Origin of the sequence: Pseudoxanthomonas sp., from assembly GCF_051953815.1 — a bacterium.
GTDB lineage: Bacteria > Pseudomonadota > Gammaproteobacteria > Xanthomonadales > Xanthomonadaceae > Pseudoxanthomonas_A.
Genome location: NZ_JBQCIJ010000022.1, coordinates 146333 through 172028, shown reverse-complemented (window position 1 = coordinate 172028; position 25696 = coordinate 146333). Strand labels below are relative to the sequence as shown.

Below are 25696 nucleotides of genomic sequence, written 5' to 3'. Positions count from 1 at the left end.
GCAGCCATGCCAACGTGTGCGTGGTCGTCGACGCTCGCGTTGATTCTAGTCGCCCTTGATCTCGCTGCGCAGTTGCCCCAGCAGCCGGCGCAATCCATGGATCTGATCGATGAGATGCAGGGCGACATCGATGCCCTCCTCGTTCACGCCGAGATCGTCGGACAGATCACGGACCAGATAGGCCCGGGCCACATCCACTTCGGTCAGTTCGACACGGGCAACGCCCTGTGTTGGCGTGATCCACGCCTTCTCGATCCAGACGGTCAGTGTTTCGCGCCGAATGCCGGACTGGACCAGGAAGTCCTCAACATCGATGTTCATGCCGGATGCTCCTCGCGCGGGGCATGCGTCTGGCCCGCGTCCCATCGGGAAACGAAGTCCTTCAATTCGGCGTCCCCGCCCTTGGGCAGCACGATGCGCAGACGGACGTACTCGTCACCGCGTCCGCCGCCACGTCGCGGCAGACCATGACCCTTCACCCGCAACCGGCTGCTGCCGTCGGATCCCGGCGGCACGTTCAGCTCGACATGGCCGGTCGGCGTGGGCACGCGCACGGGTCCGCCGAGGACCGCCTCGCGCAGCGAAATGGGCACTTCCAGGCTCAGGTCTTCGCCGTCCTGGGTGAAGCGCGGATCCGGCATCACCTCCAGTTCGATCAACGCGTCGCCGGCCCGGCCCTGCTCTCCGCCGGGCGCGCCCTTGCCACGCAGCCGCAGCGTCTGCCCCGGCACGATGCCGGCCGGGACGGTGACATCCAGGGTGTCGCCGGTCGGCAGGGTCAACCGGGTGCGGGTGCCGTTGATGGCGTCGGCAAGGCTGATCGGCAGGCGATAGTGCATGTCCTGCCCGCGTCGCTGCGCGCGAGCCTGGGCGCTGCGGCGCAACAGTTCGGCGAACGGATCGTCGCCCTCGGCGAAATCCGCGTAGCCGCCATAGCCGGCGTCATCACCGTAGGACTGGCCGTGGTCGGCGCCCGCATAGTCGCGGTAGTAGCGATGCTGCGGCCGCTCGGCGCCGGTCTCGTCGATCTCGCCGGTGTCGTAGCGCTTGCGCTGTTCGGCATCCCCCAGCAGGCGGTAGGCGACGGCGACGTCCTTGAAGCGTTCCTCGGCTGCCTTGTCGCCCGGATTGAGGTCCGGGTGCAGTTTGCGCGCGAGGCGCCGGTACGCCTTCTTGATCTCGTCGGCCGAAGCGGATGACGACACGCCCAGCACCTCATAGGGATTGCTCACGGGCCCGCCTCCGTGGAAACCGGCCCGGATTCCATCGCGATCACGCGGACCGGGATCGACTTGGCGGCGGGGGTGCCGCTGATGCGATCGTAGTAATCCAGCGGGAGCAGTGGATTCAGTTCCGGGTAGTAGCCGGCCACCGCGCCGCGTGGCATCGGATAGTCCAGCACGGTCAGCCCCTCCACCCTTCGATGGTGGCCGTCGTTGCTGAAAGTCTCCAGCGCCACCCGTGCCTCCTGCGCCAAACCGCGCGCGCGCCGGTCCTCCTCGTTCATGAACAGCACCATGCGATCGTTGTACACGCCGCGATAGCGATCGTTGTAGCTGTAGATGCTGGTATTGAATTGATCGTGCGAACGCACCGTGGCCAGGCGCAGCATCGACGGATCGTCGATGGGATCGTTGACCTCCAGCCCTTCCAGCAACAGGAAGTTGGCCTTGCCATTGGGCGTGAGCCAGACCCGCCGGCGCGGCGCGACATCCAGGTGGAATCCCTTCGGGTCGCGGATGCGTTCGGCGAAGCCGGTGTAGATGGACGGATACACCGCCGCGATGCGATCCCGGATGAGGCCGTAGTCGGTGATGTAGTCCCGCCATGGAATCCGGCTGTCCGGCAGGGTCGCCTGCGCCATCCGGCACACGATCTCCACTTCCGGCAGCACGTCCGGACTGACCGGTTCCAGCACGCCGCGCGACGCGGTGATGTTGGACATCGAGTCCTCGATGGTGACGAACTGCTCGCCCGCCGCGGTCCGGATGCGCTCCGAGCGCGCCACCACCGGCAGGATCAGCGCATCCCTGCCATGCACCAGGTGCCCCCGGTTCAACTTGGTGGCGATGCCCACGGTCAGATCCAGCTTGCGCATGGCGGCGTAGGCGCGATCCGTGTCCGGTACCGCGCGCACGAAGTTGCCGCCCAGGCCGATGAAGACCTTGGCGCGGCCGTCCATCATCGCTTCGATGGATTCGACGGTGTGGTGCCCGTGTTCGCGCGGCGGTTCGAAGCCAAACACCTCGCGCACCTGATCCAGATAGGCCTGAGAGGGCTTTTCGTCGATGCCGACGGTGCGATCGCCCTGCACGTTGGAGTGCCCGCGGATGGGCGATATGCCCGCGCCCGGCCGGCCGAAGTTGCCGCGCAGGAACAGCAGGTTGGCGACCTGCTGCACCAGCCGCGAGCCCTGCTGGTGCTGGGTCAATCCCATGCCATAGCAGATGATGGTCGCCTTGGCGCGGATGTAGATCTCGGCGCACCGGCGGATCTGCGCCTCCGATACTCCCGACACCCGCACGATCTCGCCCCAGTCCTGCGCCAGCGCGTCGGCGCGGACGGCTTCCAGGCCTTCCGTGTGTTCGCGCAGGAACTCCCGATCGAGCACGGCCTCGCCGGCCGCTTCCCGTTCGAACACGACCTTCATCATGCCTTTCAGCAGGGCCAGATCGCCGCCGATGCGGATATGCACGAACTCGCTGGCGATCTCGGTGGACCCGAACGTCGCCATCTGCACCACGTCCTGCGGCTCGGTGAACCGGATCAGGGCGCGCTCGGGCATCGGATTGACCACGACGATGGGAATGCCGCGTTTCCGGGCCTCGACCAGGTGGGTCATCATCCGGGGCGAGTTGGTTCCGGTGTTCTGGCCCATCACGAAGATCGCGTCGGCGTGCTCGAAGTCCTCCAGCACCACCGTGCCCTTGCCCACCCCGATCGCCGGCGGCAGGCCGCGGCTGGTGGGTTCGTGGCACATGTTGGAACAGTCCGGGAAATTGTTGGTGCCGAACTGGCGCACGAAGATCGCATAGAGGAACGCCGCTTCGTTGGGCGTGCGACCGGAAGTGTAGAACTCCGCCTGGTGCGGACTTTCCAATCCGCGCAGATGGCGGGCAATCAACGCGAACGCACTGTCCCAGTCGCAGGGAACGTAATGATCCGTCGCCGCGTCGTAGCGCATCGGTTCGGTCAGCCGGCCCTGCATCTCCAGCCAGTAGTCCGATTGCTCCATCAGTTCGGACACGCTGTGGCGGGCGAAGAACTCGCGGGTCACCCGTGCCTTGGTGGCTTCGAAGGCCAGCGCCTTCACCCCGTTCTCGCAGAACTCCAGTTTCTTGGTGTGGTCGGCATCGGGAAAGGCGCAGCTGGGGCACTTGAAGCCGCCGGGCTGGTTCATCGCCAGCAATGCGCGCGAGCCCTTGGCGACGACACTCTGTTCCAGCAACACCTTGGCGGTGGCGGCGGCCGCGCCCCATCCCCCGGCGGGCTGGTGATACGGCTTGTAACGGGGAGGTTTCTGTTCGCTCATGACCGCACGCTCCCTGACCGGCTGACGCCATCAGTTAAGCACTTTAGGACCGCGCGCTCCACCTCGCCGTGATACCGGAACACCCGCTTCCCTCGCCGACGCCATGCCGGATGAGCTACGCTGCGACGCGCGCCGATGGCATTGCCGCCGAGGCGCGATGCCACGTCCGCCCGTCCACCGGAGAGGGAGAACCATGCTCGATTCCGGCGCGCCTTCCGCACCCCCGCCCCCGCCCGGCTGTCTCGCCCGGCGGATCCAGCGGCGGCGCGGGCAAACCATGGAAACGGCCATCGATCTGCTGGCCGAGGAAACGCCCGTCGCGATGCGCTACAACGGCCGCTCGTTCGCGGTGATGATGGCCAGCCCCTGCGACCTGGAAGACTTCGCCCTGGGCTTCTCGCTCAGCGAGGGGCTGATCGCCCGCCCGGAGGAACTGCTGGAGGTCGGGATCCGCCCGCGGGTGGAAGGCATCGAACTGGCAATGACGGTGTCCCCGCACACGGCGGGCGCCCGTTTCCGGGACGAGTCGGCCCGTGGCTTGCCCGGTCGTGGCGGCTGTGGCCTGTGCGGCGCGCGTGAACTGGAGGACGTCGTCCAGCCGCCCGCTCCGGTCGATGGCGCGGGCGTATTCGATGCCCCCGCGCTGCGGCGGGCGCTGGATGCGCTGGCGGACCACCAGCCCATGAACACCGCCACCGGTTCCATCCACGCGGCCGCCTGGGCCGACGCCGACGGTCGGATATGCCGGGTCCGCGAGGACGTGGGCCGGCACAACGCGCTGGACAAACTGATCGGTGCGATGGCGCGCGCGGGTGACGACCCCGCCGCGGGCATGTTGCTGATTTCCAGCCGGGCCAGTTACGAGATGGTGACCAAGGCCGCGCGTGCCGGCATCGGCTTCGTCGCCGCGGTCTCGGCGCCCACCGCGCTGGCCGTCGAACTGGCGCGCGGCGCCGGCGTCTGCCTGGTTGGTTTCGCCCGCGCCGACGGTTACAACATCTACACCTTCCCGGATCGCCTGCGGGTTCACCCCTGAAGGGCGTTTCCATTTCCCCCTATCGCCTACAGGAGTTTCCGTGCAAGCCGTTCTCGCCCAGTCCGTGACCGCCCCGGTGACATGCGCCGCCATCTTCCTCGTCATCACCCTGGCGCGCGGACCGCGGCACGTACAGGCCTGTCGCGCCCTGTGCGGCGACATGGCCGGACTGGTGCGCGCGATCGGCTCGCGTGTTCCCGAAGCCACCCTCTCATGCGTGATGGGATTCGGTTCGGACATCTGGGATGACGTGTTCGGCGCGGCACGCCCGCGCGAGCTGCATCCGTTCCGCGAAATCCACGGCGTCCACCATGCCGTCGCCACCCCGGGCGATCTGCTGCTGCACATCCGCGCCGCCCGCCAGGATCTGTGTTTCGAACTGGCGACCCAGGTCATGCAGCGCCTCGGCGATACGGTCACCGGCGCGGACGAGGTGCATGGTTTCAGCTATTTCGACAACCGCGACCTGATCGGCTTCGTCGACGGCACCGAGAATCCGGTCGGCCAGGCCGCGCTCGACGCCACCCTGGTCGGCGACGAGGATGCCGCCTTCGCCGGCGGCAGCTACGTCATCGTGCAGAAGTACCTGCACGACCTGGGCGGCTGGAACGCGGTGCCGGTGGCCGAGCAGGAGAAGATCGTCGGCCGCACCAAGCTGTCGAACATCGAACTGGACGATGCTACCAAGCCGAGCTACGCTCACAACGCGCTGACCTCGCTGGTCGAGGACGGGCAGGAACTGGAAATCCTGCGCGACAACATGTCCTTCGGCGACACCGCCAAGGGCGAATTCGGCACCTACTTCATCGGCTATGCGCGCTCGCCCTCGCGCATCGAGAAAATGCTGGACAACATGTTCATCGGCAATCCGCCGGGCAACTACGATCGGCTGCTGGATTTCAGCAAGGCGGTGACCGGTTCGCTGTTCTTCGCGCCCTCGGCGGAGTTCCTGGAGGATACGGCCGGCGGGGATTGACGGATCTCCATTGTCGTTTCCCGCTTCCGATCACCGGTCCCGGTTGACGGTCGATACGGCCGATCTTCCGTCCTCGCCCTCGGCGTCACGCACAACATCCGTCCCGGTGACAGCAGTTGCAGGCGATGCCAAACGTCGCGGGGCACAGGGCAGGCGCCGGGAGCGCTAACCGCGAGCGTGCTGGTTTCCCCGCCTTCCGGCGCCAGCGTCACCGCGATGCGGCCTTCCAGCACGTAAAGAACCTTGTCGCCGCCCGGATGGCGTTCCCAGAAGTCCGCGTCGACAGAACGGTCATCGACCATGTCGATCAACGCCACCAGCCATTCGGGATCGCACGACCGCGCCAGCACCAACCGCATCGCCCAGGCCGCCGGCGTCAGCATCGGTTCGCTGTACCAGTACTTTCCCAGCAAGGAGGCGCTGGTGGCGGGCGTCATCGATCTGCACATGCAGGAAATGATGCAACGCACCCGCGATGCATTGACGCGAGTGGCCCAGGAACCGCTTGAACCGGCCACGCGCGAGCTGGTCCGGGTGATGATCGACGCGCACCGCATCAACCCCAGACTGCACCGGGTGCTGGCCGAACAGACGCCGCGCGTGGGACTGCTGGAGAACGTCGGAGCCATCGAACACGAGATCTACACCCTCGTCCGCCGCTACCTGGAAACCCACCGCGAGGTGCTGCGCGTGCAGGATCTGGACACGGCGACGTTCATCGCCGTGTCCACGGTGGAGGCGCTGACCCACGCCGCCGTGGTGCAGGGCCCGGAAATGGTCTCGGGCGATCGCGCCGACGCCTACATCGACGAGGTCACCGCCCTGCTGGTGCGCTACCTGCGCAAGGTCTAGGCGCCCTTACCCGCCCCGCACCAACTTCCCGGGTTGGGCGCCTTGTCTCCATGCCGCCAACGATGTGGCCGGCATGAACGCCGCGCCCGCAAGGACTTCAATTGTCCAGCGCATCGACAATCTGACCGCGCAACCATGCCTGTGCGGGATCGCCATGTGTCCGTTCGTGCCAGATCATGGACAGCGAAAAGGTATCGAGCTTCATCGGCAGTTCGACGAGTTCGATGGGAACGGACTTTGCCACGTGCACGGCCAGCCGCCTGGGCAGGGAAAGCACTAGATCGCTCGCCGCGACGATCATCGGGGCGACGAGAAAGTGCGGCAGACGCACGGCCACCCGACGACGCTTCCCATGGCGGGCCAGAGCCGTATCGATCATGGCATTGCCCTGCCCGGTGATGGAGAGCACAACGTGGGATTGCGCGGCAAATCTGCTCAGCGTCAAACGGGAAGATAGAAGCGGGTGTCCCCGTCGAACCACGCAGACCAGGTCTTCGTTATACAACCTGCGACGATGGAATCCCGCAGGCAGGCGGTCATCGTCAAAGACTCCCAGCGCAACATCCGCATCCCCGCGTGCGACAGCGCCGACATTGTCGCCGTCCGGAACGGAGACTTCCAACCTCACGCCGGGGGCCTGTTTCCCGATTCGTCCGATCAGTCCGGGCAACACCATCGAGGCGACATGATCGATGCAGGCGATGATGAAGCGGTCCTGTGCAACGGAGGGCTCGAATCGTGGAGGCGCCACGATGTTGCGGACGTCTTCCAGCAGCCGGTCCAGCAATGGCTCCATGGCAAGCATCCTGGGCGTCGGCTCGACGCCCGTCGGCGTACGCACGACCACCTTGTCCTTGAACATCACCCGCAGTCTTCCCAGTGCCCGGCTGGCAGCCGGCTGGCTCAGTCCTAGCCTGAGCCCCGCACGAGTGACGCTGCGCTCGCGAAGCAGCGCGCCAAGGAACTTCAGCAGATTCAGATCAACGGCATGGATATCCATTTCACGCATATCAAATATACATCTCATGCATTTTATGCATGGTAAGGCGGTACCTATGATGCTGTCACCTGTACACATCACCGGTGAAAAGAGGCCGGCAGTTCACATGAAGCGATCTCCATTGCTCACCGCCATCCTGGGAACCTCCCTGATGGTCCTTGCGTTTTCATCCTTTGCCGGGACACCCGACCAGCCACGCGTCGCCGTGGAACAGCCCGCTGGCGTCTATCGCTTCGCGCTGGGCGACGCCAGGGTCACCGCCTTGTCCACCGGCACCGTGGATCTGGACCTGCACAAGTTGATGCATGGTACGACGCACGATCACATCGATCAGCTTCTGAGGCGTGAGTTCCTGGAAAATCCGGTGCGCACGTCGATCAACGTCTTCCTGGTAGAACTGGGCGGACGGCGGGTACTCGTCGATACCGGGAGCGGAGCGCTGTTCGGAGGGAATGCCGATCGCCTGATGGAAAGCCTGGCCGCCGCCGGCGTCCAGGCCGGGCAGATCGACGACATCCTGATCACCCATACCCATATCGATCATATCGGTGGACTGGTTCTGGACGGAGAACCTGTTTTTCGCAACGCGATCATCCATGTCGGCGCTCCGGATCTGGCTTTCTACCTGCAACCCGCCACGCCCTCGGTTCCCCATGCGGATGCAGCTTCGTCGGAAACCGCGGAGAAGATGCTGCGCGTCTACGCCGCAGCCGGGAAGATCAAGGCCTTCTCCGGGACGTCCGAAGTCGTGCCTGGCATCGTCGCAACCGTGCATGACGGGCATACCCCGGGCAGTGCGGTGTTCACCCTGCAGCGGGATGGCCGAAAGATCAGTTTCATCGGCGACATGATCCACGCCACCGTCCAGTTCGACGAACCGGCGTTGACCATTGGTTTCGATACGGATTCCTCGCGCGCCCGGGCAGTGCGCGAACGAACCTTCGACCTGGTGGCCTCGGAGCGTTCCCTGATCGCCGGTCCCCATCTTCCCTTCCCCGGCATTGGCCACCTCCGGAGTTCGGGAAATGGATATGCCTGGGTACCCATCCACTACGACGATCGCCCGCTGACCCTCCTGCCCTAGTCAACGGGAGGAAAACGCGGAATCTATTCAGCCATGCGCGCCTTTCGAAGGCGCGCATGGCTGTTCACCGCGTATCCACCACATGGCGTGAAAACCCTCTTCCACCCTCTTCCGGGCTGTGGCGTTCTTCCGATGAACGGCAGTGACACTGTCGTGATGGCGTGCCACGCGGTGTACGCACCCGCGCATGGTCCGGACTTGTCCTCACCCACCCCGCGCCGCCAGCACGCGGGGATTGCGCAGGATGGCCGCCGAAATCAGGGACATCAGCACGCCGACCGGAAAGATCTCGACGAAGGTCATCGGCAACCGGAACAGCGGATTGGCGTACTGCACCTTGAACGTTTCCATGTCGGCGGCCAGCTTGGCCAGCGCCTCGGGACTGGCGCCCTTGGCCTTCTGCGCCGCGATCATCGCCCTGGCATAGGTGTCTGCGAAATCCATGCCGCTGATCGCCAGCGCCGCCTCCCAGGAAAGCATGTAGATCAGGCTGGCCACGAAGCTCACGCCCACGCCCAGGCCGAACGCCGGCCAGAACCGGATCACTCCACCCAGATCGCGATCCCGGTGGCGCTTGATGGCCAGGAATACCAGGCTCAGGGCGACCAGCATGGTCAGGTAGCCGATCGCCATGCTGTAGCCGGAAGGCATGGCGCCTTCCAGGGTAAGGACGATGAGGGACAGGACGCCGCCGGCAATCAGGCCGGAGACCACGCCGTAGGAAAGGATCTTGCGCAACATGCCGGCACCCCGCAGGTGGAAAGGAGAGCTCATTGGACCGGCCGCCCGCCTGCGCGGCCATCGGCCAAACGGGGGATTTCCCCCGTTTCCGCCAAAGGATGTCACGCCTGTGGCCTGTTCAGGGCACCAGGCCCAGCTCGCGGGCGCGCCGCACCGCCTCGGTCCGCCGGCGCGCGCCCAGCTTTTCGTACAGGCGGGCGACGTGGGTTTTGACCGTGCTGGGCGCGATGTGCAGCTCGCGGGCGATCTCCTTGTTGGAACGGCCGGCGGCCAGTTCCAGCAGCACGGTCCGCTCGCGCTCGCTGATGCCCAGGCTGTCCCGCGCCTGCGGATTGCCGTCGAAGGGAGCCGGAAGCCGGCGACCGCCGAACAGGTGGGCGCCGACGAACATGCCCAGCGCCAGGAACGACAGCGCGATCAGGCCGATGTAGAAATCATCCCAATGGGTGCGCGCCAGCCGCTGGTAATCCAGCCATTGCAGCGCCAGCGCCGCCAGTGCGAGCGCCGCTCCGTACAGGGCGGTTCTCTTCCAGCGGGCGGCGGGCGTCCGGGCGGATCGGCGGTTCATGCGGGCCGATTGTCCGCCAGGCCCTGGTCCGGGAAAAGCCACGGCGCGGCTCAGGGCCGCACCCGGAACACCGCGCTGATCCGCGGGCCCTGATGGCGACGGGTCTTGGGAATGCCGTGCTCGTGGGTGAGCTGGGAGGCGTGGCTCATGCTCAACAGGCTGCCGGGCATCAGGTCGATGGGAATGGCCTTGTGCCCTTCCCCCTTGCGCTTGATCAGCATGCGGCGCGGCGCGCCCAGCGACACCAGGGTGATCGGGTGCCCCTCGCGCAGGATGTGCAGCTTGTCGCTGTGCATGGCGACGCTGTCGTGACCGTCGCGATAGAGGTTCATGCCCACCCGGCTGTAGGGCGCCGGCACCACCGCCTGCACCCGCCGCAGCATCTCGGCCAACGGCAGATCCGCGGGCAAGGCATCGACGTCGTAACTCGCCAGCAGGCGCGGCACATCCACCACCTTGTCGTACATCGGGCGCTGCAGATGGGTCCAGGCGGCCTGCGCATGCAGCGACTGGAACCATTGCCAGGCCCGCGCCTCGTCGACGAAATCCGGCCAGTAGCGGATGCCGCCCTGCGCGTCGTCGACCAGTTGCCGCATGGGACAGGCGAACAGGTCCATCTCAGTGGAAGTCCCGCGAAGTGGTGTGGAGATCGCCCAGCAGCCCGCTCATGTCGGAAAGATGGGCGGCGATGAGGTGCTGCACGCCGTCCACGTGTTCCCAGCGTCCGCGCACCGACAGCAGGCGCGCGCCCAACAGCGCCTTGCGCTGGCGCGCGGCCAGATGCGGCCACACCACCACGTTGACCACCCCATGTTCGTCTTCCAGGGTCACGAAGATGACCCCGCTGGCGGTGCCCGGCCGCTGGCGCTGGGTGACGATGCCGGCCGCATGCACGCCGCGTCCATGCGGCATGTCCTGCAACTGGCGCGAGTCCAGCACGCGCTCGGCCTGCAGGCGCTGGCGCAACAGCGCCAGTGGATGGCTGCGCAGGGTCAGGCCCAGCGCGCGATAGTCGGACAATACTTCCTCGCCGGTACGCGGCGCCGGCAGCACGATGTCGTCCTCGTCCGGACTGCCGGGCAACAGTGGCCGCTGGCGTTCGACGCCGGCCACCGCCCAGCGCGCGGCATGGCGGTTTCCGGCCAGCGCTTCCAGCGCGCCGGCTTCGGCCAGGGCGTGCCGGGCCTTCTCGTCCAGTCCCGCGCGCAGGCACAGATCGCGCACGTCGCGGAACGGCTGCCGCGTGCGGGCCGCGACGATCGCATTCGCCATCGCCTCCGACAGCCCGCCGACCAGGCGCATGCCCAGCCGGATCGCCGGCTGACCGGCGTCATCCGCGTCATCGATGCGGAAACGCCCGCCTTCCAGCGTGCAATCCCAATCACTGTGCAGCACGTCGACCGGCCGCACTTCGACCGGCAGGCGACCGCCCCGCCCGCGTCGCGCGTCCTGCACGATCTGGCTGGGCGAATAGAAGCCCATCGGCTGGGCGTTGAGCAGCGCGCAGGTGAACGCGGCCGGCTCGTGCCGCTTCAGCCAGCTGCTGATGTAGACCAGCTTGGCGAACGAGGCCGCGTGGCTCTGCGGGAAGCCGTAGGAACCGAAGCCCTTGATCTGTTCGAAGATCTGGTCGATGAATTCGGAAGAGTAGTTCTTTCCTTCCATCAGCTCGCGGATGCGCGCGCGATGCGGTTCCATATCGCCGCCGCGTCCCCAGGCGGCCATCGAGCGGCGCAGCCCATCTGCTTCCGCTTCCGTATAACCGGCGTGAATCACCAGTTCCATCACCTGTTCCTGGAACAGCGGAATGCCCAGGGTGTTGCCGAGAATGGCCTCGATGCCCTCGGAGGGATAGACCACCGGGTCCTTGCCCTGCCGTCGCCGCAGGTAGGGATGCACCATGCCGCCCTGGATCGGACCGGGGCGGACGATGGCCACCTCGATGACCAGATCGTAGAAATTCCCGGGTTTCAGTCGCGGCAGCATGCTCATCTGCGCGCGCGATTCGATCTGGAACACGCCGACGGTGTCGGCGGCCTGGATCAGAGCGTAGGTGCCCGGGTCACCGCCCGGGATCCGCGCCAGATCAGTGACGCGGCCACGATGCTTCTCTATCAGCTTCACCGCCTTGTGGATGCAGGTCAGCATGCCCAGCGCCAGGCAGTCGACCTTGAGCAGCTTCATGGTTTCCAGATCGTCCTTGTCCCACTGGATGATGGTGCGACCGTCCATGGCCGCGTTCTCCACCGGCACCACCGTGGACAGCGGCGCGTCGCTGATGACGAATCCGCCGACGTGCTGGGACAGATGACGCGGATGCCCACGCAGCAGCGCGGTCATCGCCAGCACCCGCGCGATCAGCGGATTGTCCGGATCGAAACCGGCCTCGCGCAGGCGCTGTTCCATCGGGGTGTCGCCGTTGCCCCAGCCGTAACAGTCGGCCAGCAATGCGATCTGGTCCGGCGGCAGGCCGAAGGCCTTGGCGACGTCGCGCACCGCGCTCTTGCCGCGGTAGCGGATCACGGTGGCGGCGATGGCCGCGCGTTCACGGCCATATTTTTCATAGACGTACTGGATAACCTCCTCACGTCGCTCGTGCTCGAAGTCCACGTCGATGTCGGGCGGTTCATGGCGATCCGCTGACAAAAAGCGCGCCATCAACAGGCGGGTCTCGTCAGGGTTGACCACGGTGATGCCCAGCGCGAAGCAGACCGCCGAATTCGCCGAGGAGCCTCGTCCCTGGCAGAGGATATCTTTTGATTTTGCGAAACGGACGATGTCCTGGACGGTCAGGAAAAATGCCTCGTAACTTTTCTCCGCGATGAGCTCCAGTTCGCTCTCGATCTGCCGCTTGACCTTGTCGGGCGTGCCCTCCGGCCAGCGTTCACGCATGCCTTGCTCGGTCAACTCGCGCAGCCAGCTGGCTGGCGTGTGGCCTTCCGGCACCAGTTCCACGGGATAGCGGTACTTCAGTTCGTCCAGATGGAACGTGCAGCGTTCTGCCAGTTGCACCGCCATCTCCCGCAATGCGGCCGGATAGATGTTGCCCAGCGCCCGCCGCGTGCGCAGGTGGCGTTCGCCGTTGCGGAACAGATGCTCGCCGCACTCGCTCAGCGGAAGCCCGTGGCGGATCGCGGTCATGGTGTCCTGCAGGGCGCGGCGGCGGCGTACGTCCATGTGCACGTCGCCGGCCGCCACCGGCGTCATGCCCTGCTCCACCGCCAATGCCAGCAGTTGTCGCAGGCGGGCATCGTCGTCCTCGTCGCGGTGCAGTTCCACCGCCAGGAAGGCGCGTTCGCCGAAGACCCGCTTCAGCCATTGGCCCTGGCGCGGATCCGGCACCCGCGCCGGCAGCCACAGCGCGAACAGGCCGCACGCCTCTCCGGCCAGCACGGTTTCCACATCCTGGCGGGTGAGCCGGTAGCTTCCCTTGGTGGTGGCGCGGCGGCCCACGGTGATCAGCCGGCACAGCTGCGTATAACCCGTCTGGTCCTGCACCAGCAGCACCAGACGCAGGCCGTCCAGCAGTTGGAACTCGCTGCCCACCACCAGTTTCAACCCCGTCGCCCGCGAGGCTTCCAGCGCGCGCACGATGCCCGCCAGCGAGCATTCGTCGGTGATCGCCAGCGCCTTGTAGCCGCATTGTTTGGCCCGCGCGAACAATTCCTCCGCGCTGGCCGCGCCGCGCAGGAAGGAAAAGTCCGACAGGCAATGCAGTTCGGCGTATTCCGGCAGGTCGTCGGCGACGATGCTGTCGTCGTTGGCCGCCGCCAGTCCCAGCCGTTGCGCCACTTCCCAGGCGCGCGGCGGACGGCCGCCGGGCGAATCGGTGTCGCGTTCCTGTTCGCGGCTCATGCGAACCACCCATGCAGCATCCAGTGACCGCGCTCGCCCGGCGGCGCGAACGCCCAGGCGCGCTGGCCCTGCGAGGTTTCCAGCACGTAGTAGTCGCGGCGCGCATCGTCGCCGTCCCACCAGCCGCTTTCCAGCCGTTCCGGTCCGGACAGGATTCGCGGGCGCGGATCCCGCAGCGGGATCGGCTGCGGCAACAGCCAGGCCGGACGCGGCGGGCGCACCGGCGCCTGCGCGATGGCCGTGCGCTCGTCTCCCCGCAACCGTCGCCAGGCGCGCTCCGGGCGCGGATCACCGGTGGGCGTCACCTGGTGGACCGCATCATCGCCCAGCCGCGCGCGCAGGCGTTCGCGCAGCTGCGGCCAGGGCAGGCTCTGCTGGGCGCGGGTGTCGAACAGATCCCGCGTGGCCGGCACGAACGGCGGCAGCTCGCGCGCGAGCAGGCGCACCGCCACCACCGGCGCGGGAATGGACACGCGTTCGAGCCGGTTGCGGGTCAGTTCGAACAGCATCGCCGGTTCCCGCTCGGCCGACAGCAGGCCCACTTCCACGTCGGTATGCCCTTCCTCGTGTTCCAGCCGCAACAGGAACCGCTGCACCCCGCCATCGCGGATGGACAGGTAGGTGCACAGATCGCCGATCAGCCGCCGCAGCGGGAACAGCAGCGCGGTGTGGCTTTCCACCTCGTAGCCCAGTTCCAGCCGCTCGTCGAAGTGATCCGGTGGGGCGTAGTACGACAGCGGCTCGTCGGCGTCTCCATACAGGCGATCCAGGTGCTCCAGCACGTCCAGGCCGAAGCGTCGGCGCAGGCTGTCGCGTGGCAGGCCGCGCAGGCTGCGCAGATCGCGGATGCCCATGCGGTGCAGGCGCTCGCCGGCATCGCCGGGCAGCACCGCGCGCCGGATGGGCACGCGATCCAGCACCTCGTGCATGACCGGCGCCTGCATCAGCGCCAGGCCATCGCGCAGGCCGGCGAACACGCGCGCCGCGCGCGGCGTCGGCGCCAGCGCGATGCGATGGCTGAAACCCAATGCATGCAGTTCCTCGCGCAGGCGCGCCTCAAACCGGGGCCACGGCCCCAGCAGGCGGAAACTGGCCCGCACTTCCAGCACGATGCAGCCGGGCCACTGCGCGCTGACCAGCGAACTGTGGCGATAGGCCCATGCGGCGAGGAAACGATGCCAGCGCGCTTCGGTCCGCGGGTCGTATTCGGCCAGCGCCAGTTCGGGCAGCAGCGCATGCGCGGCGGTCAGCCGCATGCCGGCCTTCAACCCGGCCCGCGCCGCCGCCGCGTTGACCGCGTGCAACGTGCGCAGTTGCGCCGGACCGGTCGCCAACGCCAGCGGCGCATCCGGATCCGGCGAACGCCGGAGGACGGCGTCCAGCGCCAGTTGCGGCAACAGCAGGCAGGCCCAGAGCATGCGCGCGCCTCAATGCCCGGTCCACGCGAACGCCTGCGCCGGCGGGTGTCCGCCGCGACACTTGCGCACATGCCAGGCACCGGGCCGTTCCCGTTCCGGCACGTACTCCAGCCGCAGCGCCGCCGGCGAGGCATTGACGGCATGCCGGCGATCCCGCAGCGCGAAACCCAGGCAATCGCCACTGTCGGCCGCCACCTGCAGGCGGCGCAGCGCCCGTCCGTCCGCATGGCCCGGCCAGCCGATCACCGCCGCGCAGGCGCCGCTGCGCAGGCACTGCTCGAACGCCCACAAGGCATCGCGTGGCGCGGCCTCGACCAGATGCAGGCGCGCCAGGTCCACGCCGCCGCCCTGCCAGGCCGGCGCATAGGGCAGGTACGGTGGCGCGATCAGCACCACCGCGTCGTCGCCCTGGCTCAGGCGCGCCAGCGTGGGCATCAACAACCCGATCTCGCCCACGCCATCGGCGGGCAGCAGCAGTTCGGTGAGCGCGCCGCGCGGCCAGCCGCCCTGCGGCAGCAGGCGATCCAGCGCGGCATGGCCGGTGCTCTCGCTGTCCACGGGAGCGACGGCGCCGCGCCCCGCATGCCACAGGGTCTGCGCGGCCAGCAGGGATTCCAGGGCGACGACGGAGCCCATGTCAGTCGCGCCGGATCAAACCGCAGTACACGCCTTCGATGGCGAAGTCCTCGTCCGGATCCGGATCGATCGGCGCATGGCCGGCGCTGCGCGGCAGCAGCCGCAGTTCGGTCGCGGTGCGATGCAGGCGCTTGACGGTGATGCCCGCGTCGCCGAGCCGCGCCACCACCGTCTGTCCATGGTGCGCATCGGGAGTGATGCGCACGCCGATCAGATCGCCATCGAGGATGCCGTCGTCGCGCATCGAATCGCCCTGCACGCGCAACAGGTAATCCGGACGCAGGCGGAACAGCGCCTCGTCCACGTGCAGGAAGGTTTCGGTTTCGCCGTCGTTGAGGATCGGCTGGCCTGCCGCGACCCGTCCCACCAGCGGCAGGCGGAGCGTGTCATCGCGTTCGGCGCGCGCCTCGATCAGGCGGATGCCGCGCGGCCGGCTGGGATCGCGGATCAGGTAGCCCTTCTTCTCCAGCGCCTCCAGGTGCTTGAACACCGCGCTGACATGGCCGATGCCGACCGCCGCGCCGATTTCCTGCAGGGTCGGCGCACTGCCGGTCTCGGCCAGGTGCTGGCGCACGGCCTCGAGGATGGCGGCTTGGCGGTGGGTCAGGGTCAGGCTCACGCGAGAATCTTTTCACCTAATCAGGTGAAAGCCAAGGGTGAAAACCTGAATCGGGCTTTCCCGCCCGGTCCTCCTCAGGCCGAAGCGCCGCCGGCCGCGGACAGCGCCCGATCCCAGTCCGGTTCCTCGCCGAAACGCCCGGCCAGGAAGTCCAGGAACGAGCGCACCAGCGGCGGCATCAGCCGGCGGGTGGCGTAGACGCCGAAGATGCCCATCGGCGGTATCTCGTAATCAGGCAGTACCGCGACCAGTTCGCCGCGGGCCAGATAATCGGCCGCCTGGTAGGTCGGCAGCATGGCGATGCCGCCGCCGCTGCGCACCGCCTGCAGCAGCACGCTGGCCTCGTTGGCGCTGATCCCGCCGCCCACCGCCACCGCCACCTCGCGTCCGTCACGGCGCAGGTGCCACAGGCTCTTGCCGACGAAGTGATGGGTCAGGCAATCGTGCGTGGTCAGATCCTCGGCGCGCGCCGGGGTGCCCCGCCGCCGCAGGTAATCCGGCGAGGCGCACAGCCGTGAACGGCACAGGGTCAGCCGGCGGGCGATGAGGTTCGGATCCAGTTCGCGGGTGATGCGGATCGCCAGATCCACCCGCTCCTCGATCAGGTTCACCGTGCGGTCCAGCAGCAGCATGTCGATGCGCACGCCCGGATGCCGGCCGACGTAGTCCACCACCGCCGCCGCCATCTGGCTCTGCCCGAACGAGGTGCTGCAGGTCAGCCGCAGTTGCCCGTGCGGCGGCGTGTCCGCATCGCTGGCGACCGACGCCTGCAGATCGGCGCCAAGCTCCAGCAGTTGGCGGCAGCGCTCCAGCGCCTGTTCGCCCGGCGTGGTCAGGCTGATCCGGCGGGTGGTGCGATGGAACAGGCGCACGCCCAGCCAATCCTCCAGTTCGGCCAGGTAGCGGGTGACCATCGCCCGCGACATGTCCAGCGCCTCGGCGGCGGCGGTCAGGCTGCCGCGCTCGGCGACCTCGACGAACACCCCCATTGCGGTCATCCGGTCCATGACTTGCTCGATTCATGCAACAAACAAGTGCCTTATACGCGGTTTTTCGTCCGCTTTCAGCTCACTACAGTGGCCTCCACATCCCCGCCCTGGAGTTCCCCATGAAAATCGCCCTCGTCGCCGCCACCGGCAAAATCGGCCGCCATATCGCCGCCCACGCCATCGCTCGTGGCCATGACGTCACCGCCATCGTCCGCCGCGACGGCGATCTGCCCGCCGAGCTGGACGGCGCCCGCATCGTCATCGCGCCGCTGGACGATCACGACGCCCTGGTCGCCGCCGTGCGCGGCCACGACGTGCTGGCCAGCGCCTACGGCCCGCAGCCCGGTGCCGAATCCAGCCTCGTCGATGTCAGCGACGCGCTGATCGCCGCCGCGCGCGAAGCCGGCGTGCCACGCGTGGTGGTGGTCGGCGGCGCCGGCAGCCTGGAAGTCGCGCCGGGCGTGCAACTGGTCGACGTTCCGGATTTCCCGGCCGCCTACAAGCCGGTCGCGCTGGCCCACCGCGAAGCCCTCAAGCGCTATCAGGCCACCGACGATCTGGCCTGGACCTTTTTCTCGCCCGCCGCGGAAATCGGCCCCGGCGAAGCGCGCGGCCGGTTCCGCACCCAGGCCGGTTCGCTGCTGAGCGACGCCAACGGCAAGAGCACGATCAGTTATGCCGACTACGCCGACGCCTTCGTCGCCGAAATCGAGCAGGCCCGCCATCCGCGCCAGATCATCACCGCGGCCTACTGATTCCCGCGTCAGATTTCCTCCGCCCGCGTCCGCCGACCAGGAGACGATGTCCATGAAAGTCCATGCCCTGAAATCCGTGAGCGCGCTGACGCTCGCCCTGTCGCTGGCCGCCTGCGGTGGCCAGGGGCCCTCGTCCGCCGACACCGCCGCTCCCGCGGCGCCCCGGGCGGCGGAGCCCGTCGCCGAACCGCTGAAGCTGGCGGTCTACAACCCCGGCCCGGCCGGCATCTTCGCGGTGTCCTCGGTGCTGGTCACCGGCCGCGAGGATGCGGTGCTGATCGACGCGCAGTTCTCCACCGCCGACGCGGCGAAGCTGGTCGAGATGATCAAGGCCTCCGGCAAGCGCCTGACCACGATCTACATCAGCCATGGCGATCCGGATTTCTATTTCGGCCTGGAAACGCTGAAAGCCGCCTTCCCGGACGCGAAGATCCTGGCCACGCCGCAGACCATCGCCCATATCCGGGAAACCAGCGCCGGCAAGCTGGCGCACTGGGGCCCGATCCTCGGTGCGGGCGCGCCCAAGCAGATCGTCGTGCCGGAGCCGCTGGCGGGTGATCGCCTGACCCTGGAGGGCCGGGAACTGCGGATTATCGGTCTGGATGGCCCCACGCCGGATCGCAGCGTGGTGTGGATTCCCTCCCTCCATGCGGTGGTCGGCGGCATCCCGGTGATGGCCGGCGAGCATGTGTGGATGGCCGATACCCGGACCCCGCAGTCACACGCCGACTGGCTGGCCACGCTCGATCGAATCGCCGCGCTGAAGCCCGGGACGGTGATCCCCGGCCACTATGAGCCGGGCGCGCCGCAAGGTCTGGACGCGGTGCGCTTCACCGCCAACTACATCCGCGCCTACGACGAGGAGACCGCCAAGGCGAAGGATTCTGCCGCGCTGATCGCAGCGATGAAGGCGCGGTACCCACAGTTGGGCGGCGTGTCCTCGCTGGAATTGAGCGCGAAAGTCAGCAAGGGCGAAATGCGCTGGCCGTAAGCGGCCGAATCGCTTTCCAAATCCTTCTCCCGTTCACGGGAGGAGGTGGTGCGCAAGCGCCGGATGAGGGCGATCTTGGCGCAATGGCGACGTCGCGGCAGAAGTTTGCCCGCTCGCCCCCATCCGCCTTCGGCACCTTCCCCCGCATGCGGGGGAAGGAACGCAGGATGAAAGTCCGCTCGTTCCCTTCTCCCGTTACGGGAGAAGGAGCATCGGTCGTACGGCCGCGCAGTCAGTCCTTGCTGCGGGCACGCGCGAAGGCCGCGGCCAGCGCGTTGTCGGCAGGTGGCGCGGCGGTGCGTGCTGCGCCACCCTGCCCGCGTCCGCCGCCGTCGCGGCCGTTGCGCGGACCGTTTCCGCCGCCACCGTTCCCGCGTGCGCCTTGCGCGCCACGGTCCTCACGCACCGGCGGCGGCGTGTCATCCAGTCGCCGCGTCAGGGCGATGCGCTTGCGCGGGATGTCCACTTCCAGCACCCGCACCTTGACGATGTCGCCGGCCTTGACCACTTCGCGCGGATCCTTGACGTAACGATCCGCCAGCGCGGAGATGTGGATCAGGCCATCCTGGTGCACGCCGATGTCGACGAAGGCGCCGAACGCGGCCACGTTGCTGATCACGCCTTCCAGAATCATCCCGGGCTTGAGGTCCTTGATGTCCTCCACCCCGTCGGCGAAGCGCGCGGCCTTGAACTCGGGGCGCGGATCGCGGCCGGGCTTCTCCAGTTCCTTGAGGATGTCGCGCACGGTCGGCACGCCGAACTTCTCGTCGGTGTAGTCCTCGGCACGCACGCCGCGCAGGAAGCCGGCGTCGCCGATGATCTGCTTCACCTCCCGACCGCATCTGGCCAGGATGCGCTCGACCACCGGATAGGCTTCCGGGTGCACCGAAGACGCATCCAGCGGCTGGTCGCCATCGGCGATGCGCAGGAAGCCGGCGCACTGCTCGAAGGTCTTCTCGCCCAGGCGCGGCACCTTCAGCAGATCCCTGCGCGACTTGAACGCGCCGTTGGCGTCGCGATAGACCACGATGTTGTCGGCCACGCTGGAGGACAGGCCGGACACGCGGGTCAGCAGCGCCGCCGAGGCGGTGTTCACGTCCACGCCGACCGCGTTCACGCAGTCCTCGACCTTCGCGTCCAGCGCGCGCGCCAGCCGGAACTGGTCGACATCGTGCTGGTACTGGCCCACGCCGATCGCCTTGGGCTCTATCTTCACCAGTTCGGCCAGCGGGTCCTGCAGCCGGCGCGCGATCGACACCGCGCCGCGCAGGCTCACGTCCAGGCCCGGGAATTCGCGCGCGGCGAATTCGGATGCCGAGTACACCGAGGCGCCGGCCTCGCTGACCACGATCTTCTGCATCTTCAGTTCCGGCGCCCGCTTGATCAGATCCCCGGCCAGCTTGTCGGTCTCGCGGCTGGCGGTGCCGTTGCCGATCGAGATCAGTTCCACCTGGTGCTTCGTGCACAACGCGCGCAGCACGTGCAGCGACTGATCCCACTGGCGCTTGGGTTCATGCGGATAGATGGTCGCGGTGTCGACCAGCTTGCCGGTGCGATCCACCACCGCCACCTTCACGCCGGTGCGCAGGCCCGGATCCAGCCCGAGCACCGCCTTGGGGCCGGCCGGCGCGGCCAGCAGCAGATCCTTGAGGTTGTCGCCGAACACCGCGATCGCCTCGGCCTCGGCCTTCTCGCGCGCCTGATTGAACAGATCCAGCAGCAGGTGCATGTGCAGCTTGGCGCGCCAGGTCAGCCGGCACGCGTCCAGCAGCCACTTGTCGCCCGGACGGCCCTGCGCGGAAACGCCGGCATGTTTGGCCACGCGCCCTTCGGCCAGCAGGTGCCCGGCTTCGGCTTCGTTGCCCGGATCCAGATCCAGCAGCAGGATTTCCTCCCGGCGCGCGCGGAACAGCGCCAGCAGCCGGTGCGAGGGAATCTTCGCCAGCGATTCGGCGTGGTCGAAGTAGTCGCGGTACTTGGCGCCTTCGGTTTCCTTGCCTTCGGCCACGCGGGCGCGGATCACGCCGACCTCGTGCATCCAGTCGCGCAGTTCGCCGACCAGCGCCGCGTTCTCGCCCCAGCGCTCCATCAGGATCGCGCGCGCGCCTTCCAGCGCCGCCTTGATGTCGGCCACGCCCTTCTCCGCGTCCACGTAGGCCGCGGCCGCGGTTTCCGGCGCCTGCGAGGGATCCGCCAGCAGGCCGTCGGCCAGCGGCTCCAGGCCGGCTTCGCGCGCGATCTGCGCGCGGGTGCGACGCTTGGGCTTGTATGGCAGGTACAGATCCTCCAGGCGCGCCTTGCTGTCGGCGGCCTCGATGTCGGCGCGCAGTTCACCGGTCAGCTTGCCCTGCTCCTCGATGCTCGCCAGCACCGCCTCGCGGCGATCTTCCAGTTCGCGCAGATAAGTCAGGCGGACCTCCAGGTTGCGCAACTGGGTATCGTCCAGGCCACCGGTGACTTCCTTGCGATAGCGCGCGATGAAGGGAACGGTGGCGCCTTCATCGAGCAGCGCGATGGCGGCACGCGCCTGCGCGGTCTGGGCGCCGATCTCGGTGGCGATGGTCTGGGCGATCTGCAGAGCCAGCTTCGGATTCTTGTCTTGCATTGCTTCCGTCGGAAATGACCCGGTGGTCCGGGTGGGATGCCGATTGTGGCAACCCCGGACCGTGCGCGAAACGGGTTGACAGGCAGGGAAATTCAGCTAGGGCCGGAGTCGATGACGGGGCTGCGCTATCCTTCGCCCAAACGGAAGGACGACGCACGTGCGCGAGCTGTATCCCGAAATCGAGCCCTATCGCACCCACCGGCTGGCGGTGGATGACCTGCACACGCTGTACATCGAGGAATGCGGCAATCCGGACGGCCTGCCGGTGCTGTTCCTGCATGGCGGCCCCGGCGCCGGCCTGTCGGCCTACCATCGGCGCTTCTTCGATCCGGCGCGCTACCGCATCGTGCTGTTCGATCAGCGCGGCGCGGGCCGTTCGACCCCGCCGGCCGAGCTGCGCGACAACACCACCTGGCACCTGGTCGCCGACATCGAGCGGATCCGCGGGCACTTCGGCATCGAACAATGGGTGGTGTTCGGCGGCTCCTGGGGTTCCACGCTCTCGCTGGCCTATGCGCAGGCGCATCCGCAACGCGTGCTCGGACTGGTGCTGCGCGGCATCTTCCTGGGCCGCCCGGGCGAGCTGCGCTGGTTCAATGAACTCGACGGCGGCGCGCGCTGGATCTTTCCCGAGCGCTGGGACCATTACCTGGCCCATATTCCGGAAGCCGAACGCGGCGAGATGGTCGAAGCCTACTGGCGACGCCTGGACAGCCCGGATCCGCAGGTCCGGCTGGCGGCCGCGCGCGCCTGGAGCAACTGGGAAGGCGGCAGCACCACCTTGATCCACGATCCGGAGGAAGCCGGCAACTTCGAGGATCCGAAGGTCGCCGTCAGCGTCGCCCGCGCCGAAGCGCACTACTTCCGCCACAACGTGTTCCTGGAACCGGATCAGTTGCTGCGCGGCATCGACCGCATCCGCCACATTCCTTCCACCATCGTGCACGGCCGCTACGACATCATCTGCCCGATGAAGAGCGCCCATGACCTGGCGCGGGCCTGGCCGGAAGCGGATCTGCGGGTGGTGCTGGCCGGGCACAGCGCCGCGGATCCGGCCATTGTCGACGCGTTGGTGCAGGCCACCGACGCGCTGGCCGACCGGTTCGCCTGAGCCGCGGCATGCGCCGGCATTTCAAGACGCTGGCCGACGGCGCGCTGATTGAATTCGATCGCGGCCAGTTCGACGACTGGTGCGTCTACCTGACGCCGCCGGGCGAACCCCGCTTCGCGCCGCGCGACGCATGGTACTTCGGCGAATTGCAGGCGCTGGCGGCGCGCCACGGCGCCTACCGCCTGTACGAGGATTTCGTGCGTGTCTACGACCGCACCGGCCCGCAGGCCAGTCCCGCCGTGCTGGCCTGGATCACCGGCCTGTCCGCCGCCTATGGCGAAGACGCGCTGCGGGTGGATCAACTGTTCACCATCCTCTACGCCGGCATGGTGGCCGAGGAAAACAAGGTCAATGGTCCACTGGGCCGACGCATCAAGCGGCTGGGCATGTACCAGGCGCTGATCGAAGGCATGCCCGCGACGGACGCGGCGAACTACAGCCGCAATATCGACGCCCGGCGGCTGGATGGGGAATGTCGGCGGCGGGGCTTCTGATGCTCCTGTGGGTGCACGAAGACGCACAGGACGGCGCAAGAACACGTACAAACGGAAAGGGCCGCTGACGCGGCCCTTTCTGTTCACTGCCTGGATGTCGCGATGCTCAGGAGCGCACCGGCAGCACCCGGATCTCGACCCGGCGGTTGAGCGCGCGGCCGGAATCGGTGTCGTTGCTGGCAATCGGATAGCGCTTGCCCATGCCGACGATCTCGAAACGCTCGCGCAGCACGCCCTGGCCGATCAGGTAATTGCCGACCGCCGACGCGCGCTGTTCGGACAGGCGCTGGTTGACCGCGTCGCTGCCGATGCTGTCGGTGTGGCCGGTCACTTCCACGATGGTCTGGTTGTACTCGGACAGGGTGCGGGCGACATTGTTGAGCGCCGGATAGAACTGCGGCTTCAGCTCCGCCTTGCCGAAATCGAAGGTCACCCCGTCCGGCAGGTTGAGCTTGATCACGTCGCCATCGCGGCTGACGTCGATGCCGGTGCCCGCGGTCTGGCGGCGCAGTTCCGCTTCCTGGCGATCCTGGTAGGCGCCAATCGAACCACCCGCCAGGCCGCCGACACCCGCGCCAATCAGCGCGCGCTGGCGACGATCGGTCGCGTCCTTGCCGCTGAGCAGGCCGACCGCCGCGCCGATGCCGGCGCCGATCAGCGCGCCGGTGCGGGTACGGTTGGGATCATTGGGATCGTTGGTCTGGCCGGTATAGCTGGCGCAGGAACTCAACATCACCGCGGCGCCAAGCGCGATGAGCGTGGTCTTGACGGCGTACTTGTTCATGGACTTCTCCTCGTCGAGTGGGAACGCATCCCGGCAATCATTCAGCGCCGGCAAAAATACCGGCTCCCTTCTGTCTGATAGCTAAAGCCCCGTGAAGATCCGGAAAAGCATGCGCCTTCCTGTTCAGCTTGCCAGCGGGGTTTCCTCCAGCAACGACTCCGCCGCGCCGGCATCGAGGGTGTAATCCCAGTTCCCCATCAGGGCCAGGTACAGCAGTTTCTCGAACTCCGGACCAAAGCGGCGAATCACCGCGTCGGGATCCGGCACGAGCTTGGCGTCGGCAATCAGGCCGAAGTGGACGCGGCCGTTGTAGCTGAGGATGGACACGCCGATGCCGATGGAGCCGGTCTGCGGCACCCAGAACATCATGTCGCGGACCCGGCTGCCGCCCATGTACAGCGGCTGCTGCGGTCCGGGCACGTTGGTGGCCACGGCGGTGGCCTTGCGGCTGAAGAGTTCCAGCGCGACGCCCTGCAGGGCCCCCGGCGCCATCCCGAGCGCGGCCAGGAGCCCGAACGCGACAATCGCCTGTCGCGAGTTCTTGAGCGTGTTCATGCAATTGGCGACCCGTTCCACCCGGCGGATCGGATTGGCCTCGCCGACCGGCAGATCCAGGAACACCAGACCGAAGTGGTTGCCCAGCTTGCGCGCGTGTTCCAGCGGCCGCAGGTTGACCGGCACCGTCGCACGCAGGGTCACCCCGTCGACGTCTTCGCCGCGCTCGATCAGATAGCTGCGCAGCGCGCCGGCCGCGGTGGCCATCAGGACATCGTTGACGGTGCAATCGCAGGCACGCCCCACCGCCTTGACCTCTTCCAGATCCAGCGGCTCGGCCCAGGCCACCCGCTTGCTCACCCCCAGCGGTCCCCGCAGCAACGTGGGCGGATCATCCGACAGCGCCAGCGCCGACAGCAATTCGCGGCCGATTTCGCCGCCCTCTTTCGCCAGCATCGTCGCCAGGCTCGGATCCCGGTACATCTCCATGCCCTTGCCGAGCATCTTGCCGCCCAGCTTGACGTAGCGGTCGATGGCGCCGACCCGGCGCACCACTTCCACGCCATCCTGCTTGAGCCAGGCCGCGCGCAGTTCGCTGCTGCGCTCCGGCTTGCGGGTGGTGTCGGTCAGCGACAGCAGCACCTGCACCAGCGCGATGCCATCGGCGTAGCTGTGATGGATGCGCGCCACCAGCGCCGAGCCGCCGCGATAGCGTTCGACCAGATGGAATTGCCAGAGCGGCTTGGTCTTGTCCAGCGGCGTGGACGCCATCTGGCTGACAAAACGCTCCAGCGCGCGCTTCTCCGAGGTGGGATCACTGCGCCCGGGCAGCGCCGACAACCGCACATGCCAGTCGATGTCGAAATCGGTGTCTTCCACCCAGGCGGCGCCGGCGGCGGTGTCCACGGCCTTCTGGCGGAAACGCGGATAGGCGAGGAAACGCCTGCGCACGACATCCTTGAGCCGTTCCAGCGTCATCGGCTCGTCGAACATCAACACGCCGGTAATCATCATCGGATTGGTCGGCCGGCACATCCGCAGCCAGGCGGTATCGACCCGCGACATCGGTTCGCGCCGTGGCTTGCCCGGCCCCTTCTTCGTCGCCATGCTGCCCTCCCTTCCGTGCATCGAGTGAAGCATGCGGCCACGAAAGGC

At 67.6% G+C, this 25696-nt stretch carries 23 protein-coding genes; 8 read left to right on the top strand and 15 right to left on the bottom strand.

Going from position 1 to position 25696, the window contains the following annotated elements; genetic code table 11:
• Nucleotides 1–45: 45 nt before the first annotated feature.
• The 3 genes from ACTHN1_RS06095 to ACTHN1_RS06085 are packed head-to-tail and all read right to left on the bottom strand — an operon-like array spanning nt 46 to nt 3532.
• Complete coding sequence (locus tag ACTHN1_RS06095) at nt 46–321, bottom strand: chaperone modulator CbpM (protein ID WP_440470064.1); 276 nt, start codon at nt 319–321, stop codon at nt 46–48.
• Entirely contained in the window at nt 318–1232 is a 915-nt protein-coding gene (locus ACTHN1_RS06090) for a DnaJ C-terminal domain-containing protein (protein ID WP_440470063.1), read from the bottom strand. The genes ACTHN1_RS06095 and ACTHN1_RS06090 overlap by 4 nt, the downstream gene beginning before the upstream one ends.
• Nucleotides 1229–3532, bottom strand: coding sequence for an FdhF/YdeP family oxidoreductase (locus ACTHN1_RS06085; protein WP_440470062.1), 2304 nt, complete (start codon nt 3530–3532; stop codon nt 1229–1231). The genes ACTHN1_RS06090 and ACTHN1_RS06085 overlap by 4 nt, the downstream gene beginning before the upstream one ends.
• Nucleotides 3533–3725: 193 nt before the next feature.
• Between ACTHN1_RS06085 and fdhD the strand changes: the two genes are divergently transcribed.
• The 3 genes from fdhD to ACTHN1_RS06070 all read left to right on the top strand — a co-directional run bounded on the left by fdhD (nt 3726) and on the right by ACTHN1_RS06070 (nt 6396).
• Complete coding sequence (gene fdhD, locus ACTHN1_RS06080; RefSeq protein ID WP_440470061.1) at nt 3726–4568, top strand: formate dehydrogenase accessory sulfurtransferase FdhD; 843 nt, start codon at nt 3726–3728, stop codon at nt 4566–4568.
• Nucleotides 4569–4608: 40 nt separating this feature from the next.
• The gene (locus ACTHN1_RS06075; RefSeq protein WP_440470060.1) at nt 4609–5544 is read left to right on the top strand and encodes a Dyp-type peroxidase; all 936 of its coding nucleotides are present in this window, start codon (nt 4609–4611) and stop codon (nt 5542–5544) included.
• Between the two features lie 300 nt (nt 5545–5844).
• A complete protein-coding gene (locus ACTHN1_RS06070) occupies nt 5845–6396 on the top strand; it encodes a TetR/AcrR family transcriptional regulator (protein ID WP_440470059.1) in 552 nt (183 codons plus the stop codon).
• 97 nt (nt 6397–6493) lie between these two features.
• Here ACTHN1_RS06070 and ACTHN1_RS06065 read toward each other — a convergent pair whose 3' ends face one another.
• On the bottom strand, nt 6494–7396 hold the full coding sequence (locus ACTHN1_RS06065) for a LysR family transcriptional regulator (RefSeq protein WP_440470058.1): 903 nt from the start codon (nt 7394–7396) through the stop codon (nt 6494–6496).
• A gap of 55 nt (nt 7397–7451) precedes the next feature.
• On the opposite strand from ACTHN1_RS06065, the gene ACTHN1_RS06060 reads away from it, so the two are divergent.
• On the top strand, nt 7452–8480 hold the full coding sequence (locus ACTHN1_RS06060; protein WP_440470057.1) for an MBL fold metallo-hydrolase: 1029 nt from the start codon (nt 7452–7454) through the stop codon (nt 8478–8480).
• Between the two features lie 204 nt (nt 8481–8684).
• Here ACTHN1_RS06060 and ACTHN1_RS06055 read toward each other — a convergent pair whose 3' ends face one another.
• The 8 genes from ACTHN1_RS06055 to ACTHN1_RS06020 all read right to left on the bottom strand — a co-directional run bounded on the left by ACTHN1_RS06055 (nt 8685) and on the right by ACTHN1_RS06020 (nt 17324).
• A complete protein-coding gene (locus ACTHN1_RS06055; protein ID WP_440470056.1) occupies nt 8685–9221 on the bottom strand; it encodes a DUF4199 domain-containing protein in 537 nt (178 codons plus the stop codon).
• Nucleotides 9222–9339: 118 nt separating this feature from the next.
• Nucleotides 9340–9789 (bottom strand): response regulator transcription factor, encoded by a 450-nt coding sequence (locus tag ACTHN1_RS06050; RefSeq protein WP_440470055.1) that lies wholly within the window; start codon nt 9787–9789, stop codon nt 9340–9342.
• A 50-nt stretch (nt 9790–9839) separates the two neighbouring features.
• Nucleotides 9840–10406, bottom strand: a complete 567-nt coding sequence (locus ACTHN1_RS06045; RefSeq protein ID WP_440470054.1) for an alpha-ketoglutarate-dependent dioxygenase AlkB family protein — start codon at nt 10404–10406, stop codon at nt 9840–9842.
• 1 nt (nt 10407) lies between these two features.
• Nucleotides 10408–13644: an error-prone DNA polymerase gene (locus tag ACTHN1_RS06040; protein WP_440470053.1), complete on the bottom strand. Its 3237-nt coding sequence runs from the start codon at nt 13642–13644 to the stop codon at nt 10408–10410.
• On the bottom strand, nt 13641–15062 hold the full coding sequence (locus ACTHN1_RS06035) for a Y-family DNA polymerase (RefSeq protein WP_440470052.1): 1422 nt from the start codon (nt 15060–15062) through the stop codon (nt 13641–13643). Before ACTHN1_RS06035 ends, ACTHN1_RS06040 begins: the two co-directional genes overlap by 4 nt.
• Before the next feature lie 9 nt (nt 15063–15071).
• A complete protein-coding gene (gene imuA / locus ACTHN1_RS06030) occupies nt 15072–15698 on the bottom strand; it encodes a translesion DNA synthesis-associated protein ImuA (RefSeq protein WP_440470051.1) in 627 nt (208 codons plus the stop codon).
• Between the two features lies 1 nt (nt 15699).
• Complete coding sequence (gene lexA / locus ACTHN1_RS06025; RefSeq protein ID WP_440470050.1) at nt 15700–16317, bottom strand: transcriptional repressor LexA; 618 nt, start codon at nt 16315–16317, stop codon at nt 15700–15702.
• A 74-nt stretch (nt 16318–16391) separates the two neighbouring features.
• Nucleotides 16392–17324: a LysR family transcriptional regulator gene (locus ACTHN1_RS06020; RefSeq protein WP_440470049.1), complete on the bottom strand. Its 933-nt coding sequence runs from the start codon at nt 17322–17324 to the stop codon at nt 16392–16394.
• A 101-nt stretch (nt 17325–17425) separates the two neighbouring features.
• Between ACTHN1_RS06020 and ACTHN1_RS06015 the strand changes: the two genes are divergently transcribed.
• Together ACTHN1_RS06015 and ACTHN1_RS06010 are read left to right on the top strand one after the other, a co-directional pair.
• A complete protein-coding gene (locus tag ACTHN1_RS06015) occupies nt 17426–18061 on the top strand; it encodes an NAD(P)-dependent oxidoreductase (protein WP_440470048.1) in 636 nt (211 codons plus the stop codon).
• Between the two features lie 52 nt (nt 18062–18113).
• Nucleotides 18114–19052, top strand: a complete 939-nt coding sequence (locus tag ACTHN1_RS06010) for an MBL fold metallo-hydrolase (RefSeq protein ID WP_440470047.1) — start codon at nt 18114–18116, stop codon at nt 19050–19052.
• A gap of 232 nt (nt 19053–19284) precedes the next feature.
• On the opposite strand, the gene ACTHN1_RS06005 is transcribed toward ACTHN1_RS06010, so the two are convergent.
• Nucleotides 19285–21657, bottom strand: a complete 2373-nt coding sequence (locus tag ACTHN1_RS06005) for a Tex family protein (protein ID WP_440470046.1) — start codon at nt 21655–21657, stop codon at nt 19285–19287.
• 157 nt (nt 21658–21814) lie between these two features.
• Between ACTHN1_RS06005 and pip the strand changes: the two genes are divergently transcribed.
• Nucleotides 21815–22768, top strand: a complete 954-nt coding sequence (pip, locus tag ACTHN1_RS06000; RefSeq protein ID WP_440470045.1) for a prolyl aminopeptidase — start codon at nt 21815–21817, stop codon at nt 22766–22768.
• An 8-nt stretch (nt 22769–22776) separates the two neighbouring features.
• Nucleotides 22777–23262 (top strand): DUF7004 family protein, encoded by a 486-nt coding sequence (locus tag ACTHN1_RS05995; RefSeq protein WP_440470044.1) that lies wholly within the window; start codon nt 22777–22779, stop codon nt 23260–23262.
• 106 nt (nt 23263–23368) lie between these two features.
• Here the strand turns inward: ACTHN1_RS05995 and ACTHN1_RS05990 are convergent, their stop codons facing one another.
• Nucleotides 23369–24046 carry an OmpA family protein gene (locus ACTHN1_RS05990; protein ID WP_440470043.1) on the bottom strand — a complete coding sequence of 226 codons (678 nt, stop codon included), beginning with the start codon at nt 24044–24046 and terminating at the stop codon, nt 23369–23371.
• Between the two features lie 123 nt (nt 24047–24169).
• Nucleotides 24170–25648 (bottom strand): WS/DGAT/MGAT family O-acyltransferase, encoded by a 1479-nt coding sequence (locus ACTHN1_RS05985; RefSeq protein ID WP_440470042.1) that lies wholly within the window; start codon nt 25646–25648, stop codon nt 24170–24172.
• Nucleotides 25649–25696 lie beyond the last annotated feature (48 nt).

What these genes read in the sequence shown, in the direction of transcription:
- ACTHN1_RS06095 (WP_440470064.1), bottom strand. Translation starts at nt 321, where the DNA reads ATGAACATCGATGTTGAGGACTTCCTGGTCCAGTCCGGCATTCGGCGC.
- ACTHN1_RS06085 (WP_440470062.1), bottom strand. Translation starts at nt 3,532, where the DNA reads ATGAGCGAACAGAAACCTCCCCGTTACAAGCCGTATCACCAGCCCGCC.
- fdhD (WP_440470061.1), top strand. Translation starts at nt 3,726, where the DNA reads ATGCTCGATTCCGGCGCGCCTTCCGCACCCCCGCCCCCGCCCGGCTGT.
- ACTHN1_RS06070 (WP_440470059.1), top strand. Translation starts at nt 5,845, where the DNA reads ATGTCGATCAACGCCACCAGCCATTCGGGATCGCACGACCGCGCCAGC.
- ACTHN1_RS06065 (WP_440470058.1), bottom strand. Translation starts at nt 7,396, where the DNA reads ATGGATATCCATGCCGTTGATCTGAATCTGCTGAAGTTCCTTGGCGCG.
- ACTHN1_RS06060 (WP_440470057.1), top strand. Translation starts at nt 7,452, where the DNA reads ATGATGCTGTCACCTGTACACATCACCGGTGAAAAGAGGCCGGCAGTT.
- ACTHN1_RS06055 (WP_440470056.1), bottom strand. Translation starts at nt 9,221, where the DNA reads ATGTTGCGCAAGATCCTTTCCTACGGCGTGGTCTCCGGCCTGATTGCC.
- ACTHN1_RS06050 (WP_440470055.1), bottom strand. Translation starts at nt 9,789, where the DNA reads ATGAACCGCCGATCCGCCCGGACGCCCGCCGCCCGCTGGAAGAGAACC.
- ACTHN1_RS06045 (WP_440470054.1), bottom strand. Translation starts at nt 10,406, where the DNA reads ATGGACCTGTTCGCCTGTCCCATGCGGCAACTGGTCGACGACGCGCAG.
- ACTHN1_RS06040 (WP_440470053.1), bottom strand. Translation starts at nt 13,644, where the DNA reads ATGAGCCGCGAACAGGAACGCGACACCGATTCGCCCGGCGGCCGTCCG.
- ACTHN1_RS06035 (WP_440470052.1), bottom strand. Translation starts at nt 15,062, where the DNA reads ATGCTCTGGGCCTGCCTGCTGTTGCCGCAACTGGCGCTGGACGCCGTC.
- imuA (WP_440470051.1), bottom strand. Translation starts at nt 15,698, where the DNA reads ATGGGCTCCGTCGTCGCCCTGGAATCCCTGCTGGCCGCGCAGACCCTG.
- ACTHN1_RS06020 (WP_440470049.1), bottom strand. Translation starts at nt 17,324, where the DNA reads ATGGACCGGATGACCGCAATGGGGGTGTTCGTCGAGGTCGCCGAGCGC.
- ACTHN1_RS06015 (WP_440470048.1), top strand. Translation starts at nt 17,426, where the DNA reads ATGAAAATCGCCCTCGTCGCCGCCACCGGCAAAATCGGCCGCCATATC.
- ACTHN1_RS06010 (WP_440470047.1), top strand. Translation starts at nt 18,114, where the DNA reads ATGAAAGTCCATGCCCTGAAATCCGTGAGCGCGCTGACGCTCGCCCTG.
- ACTHN1_RS06005 (WP_440470046.1), bottom strand. Translation starts at nt 21,657, where the DNA reads ATGCAAGACAAGAATCCGAAGCTGGCTCTGCAGATCGCCCAGACCATC.
- ACTHN1_RS05995 (WP_440470044.1), top strand. Translation starts at nt 22,777, where the DNA reads ATGCGCCGGCATTTCAAGACGCTGGCCGACGGCGCGCTGATTGAATTC.
- ACTHN1_RS05990 (WP_440470043.1), bottom strand. Translation starts at nt 24,046, where the DNA reads ATGAACAAGTACGCCGTCAAGACCACGCTCATCGCGCTTGGCGCCGCG.
- ACTHN1_RS05985 (WP_440470042.1), bottom strand. Translation starts at nt 25,648, where the DNA reads ATGGCGACGAAGAAGGGGCCGGGCAAGCCACGGCGCGAACCGATGTCG.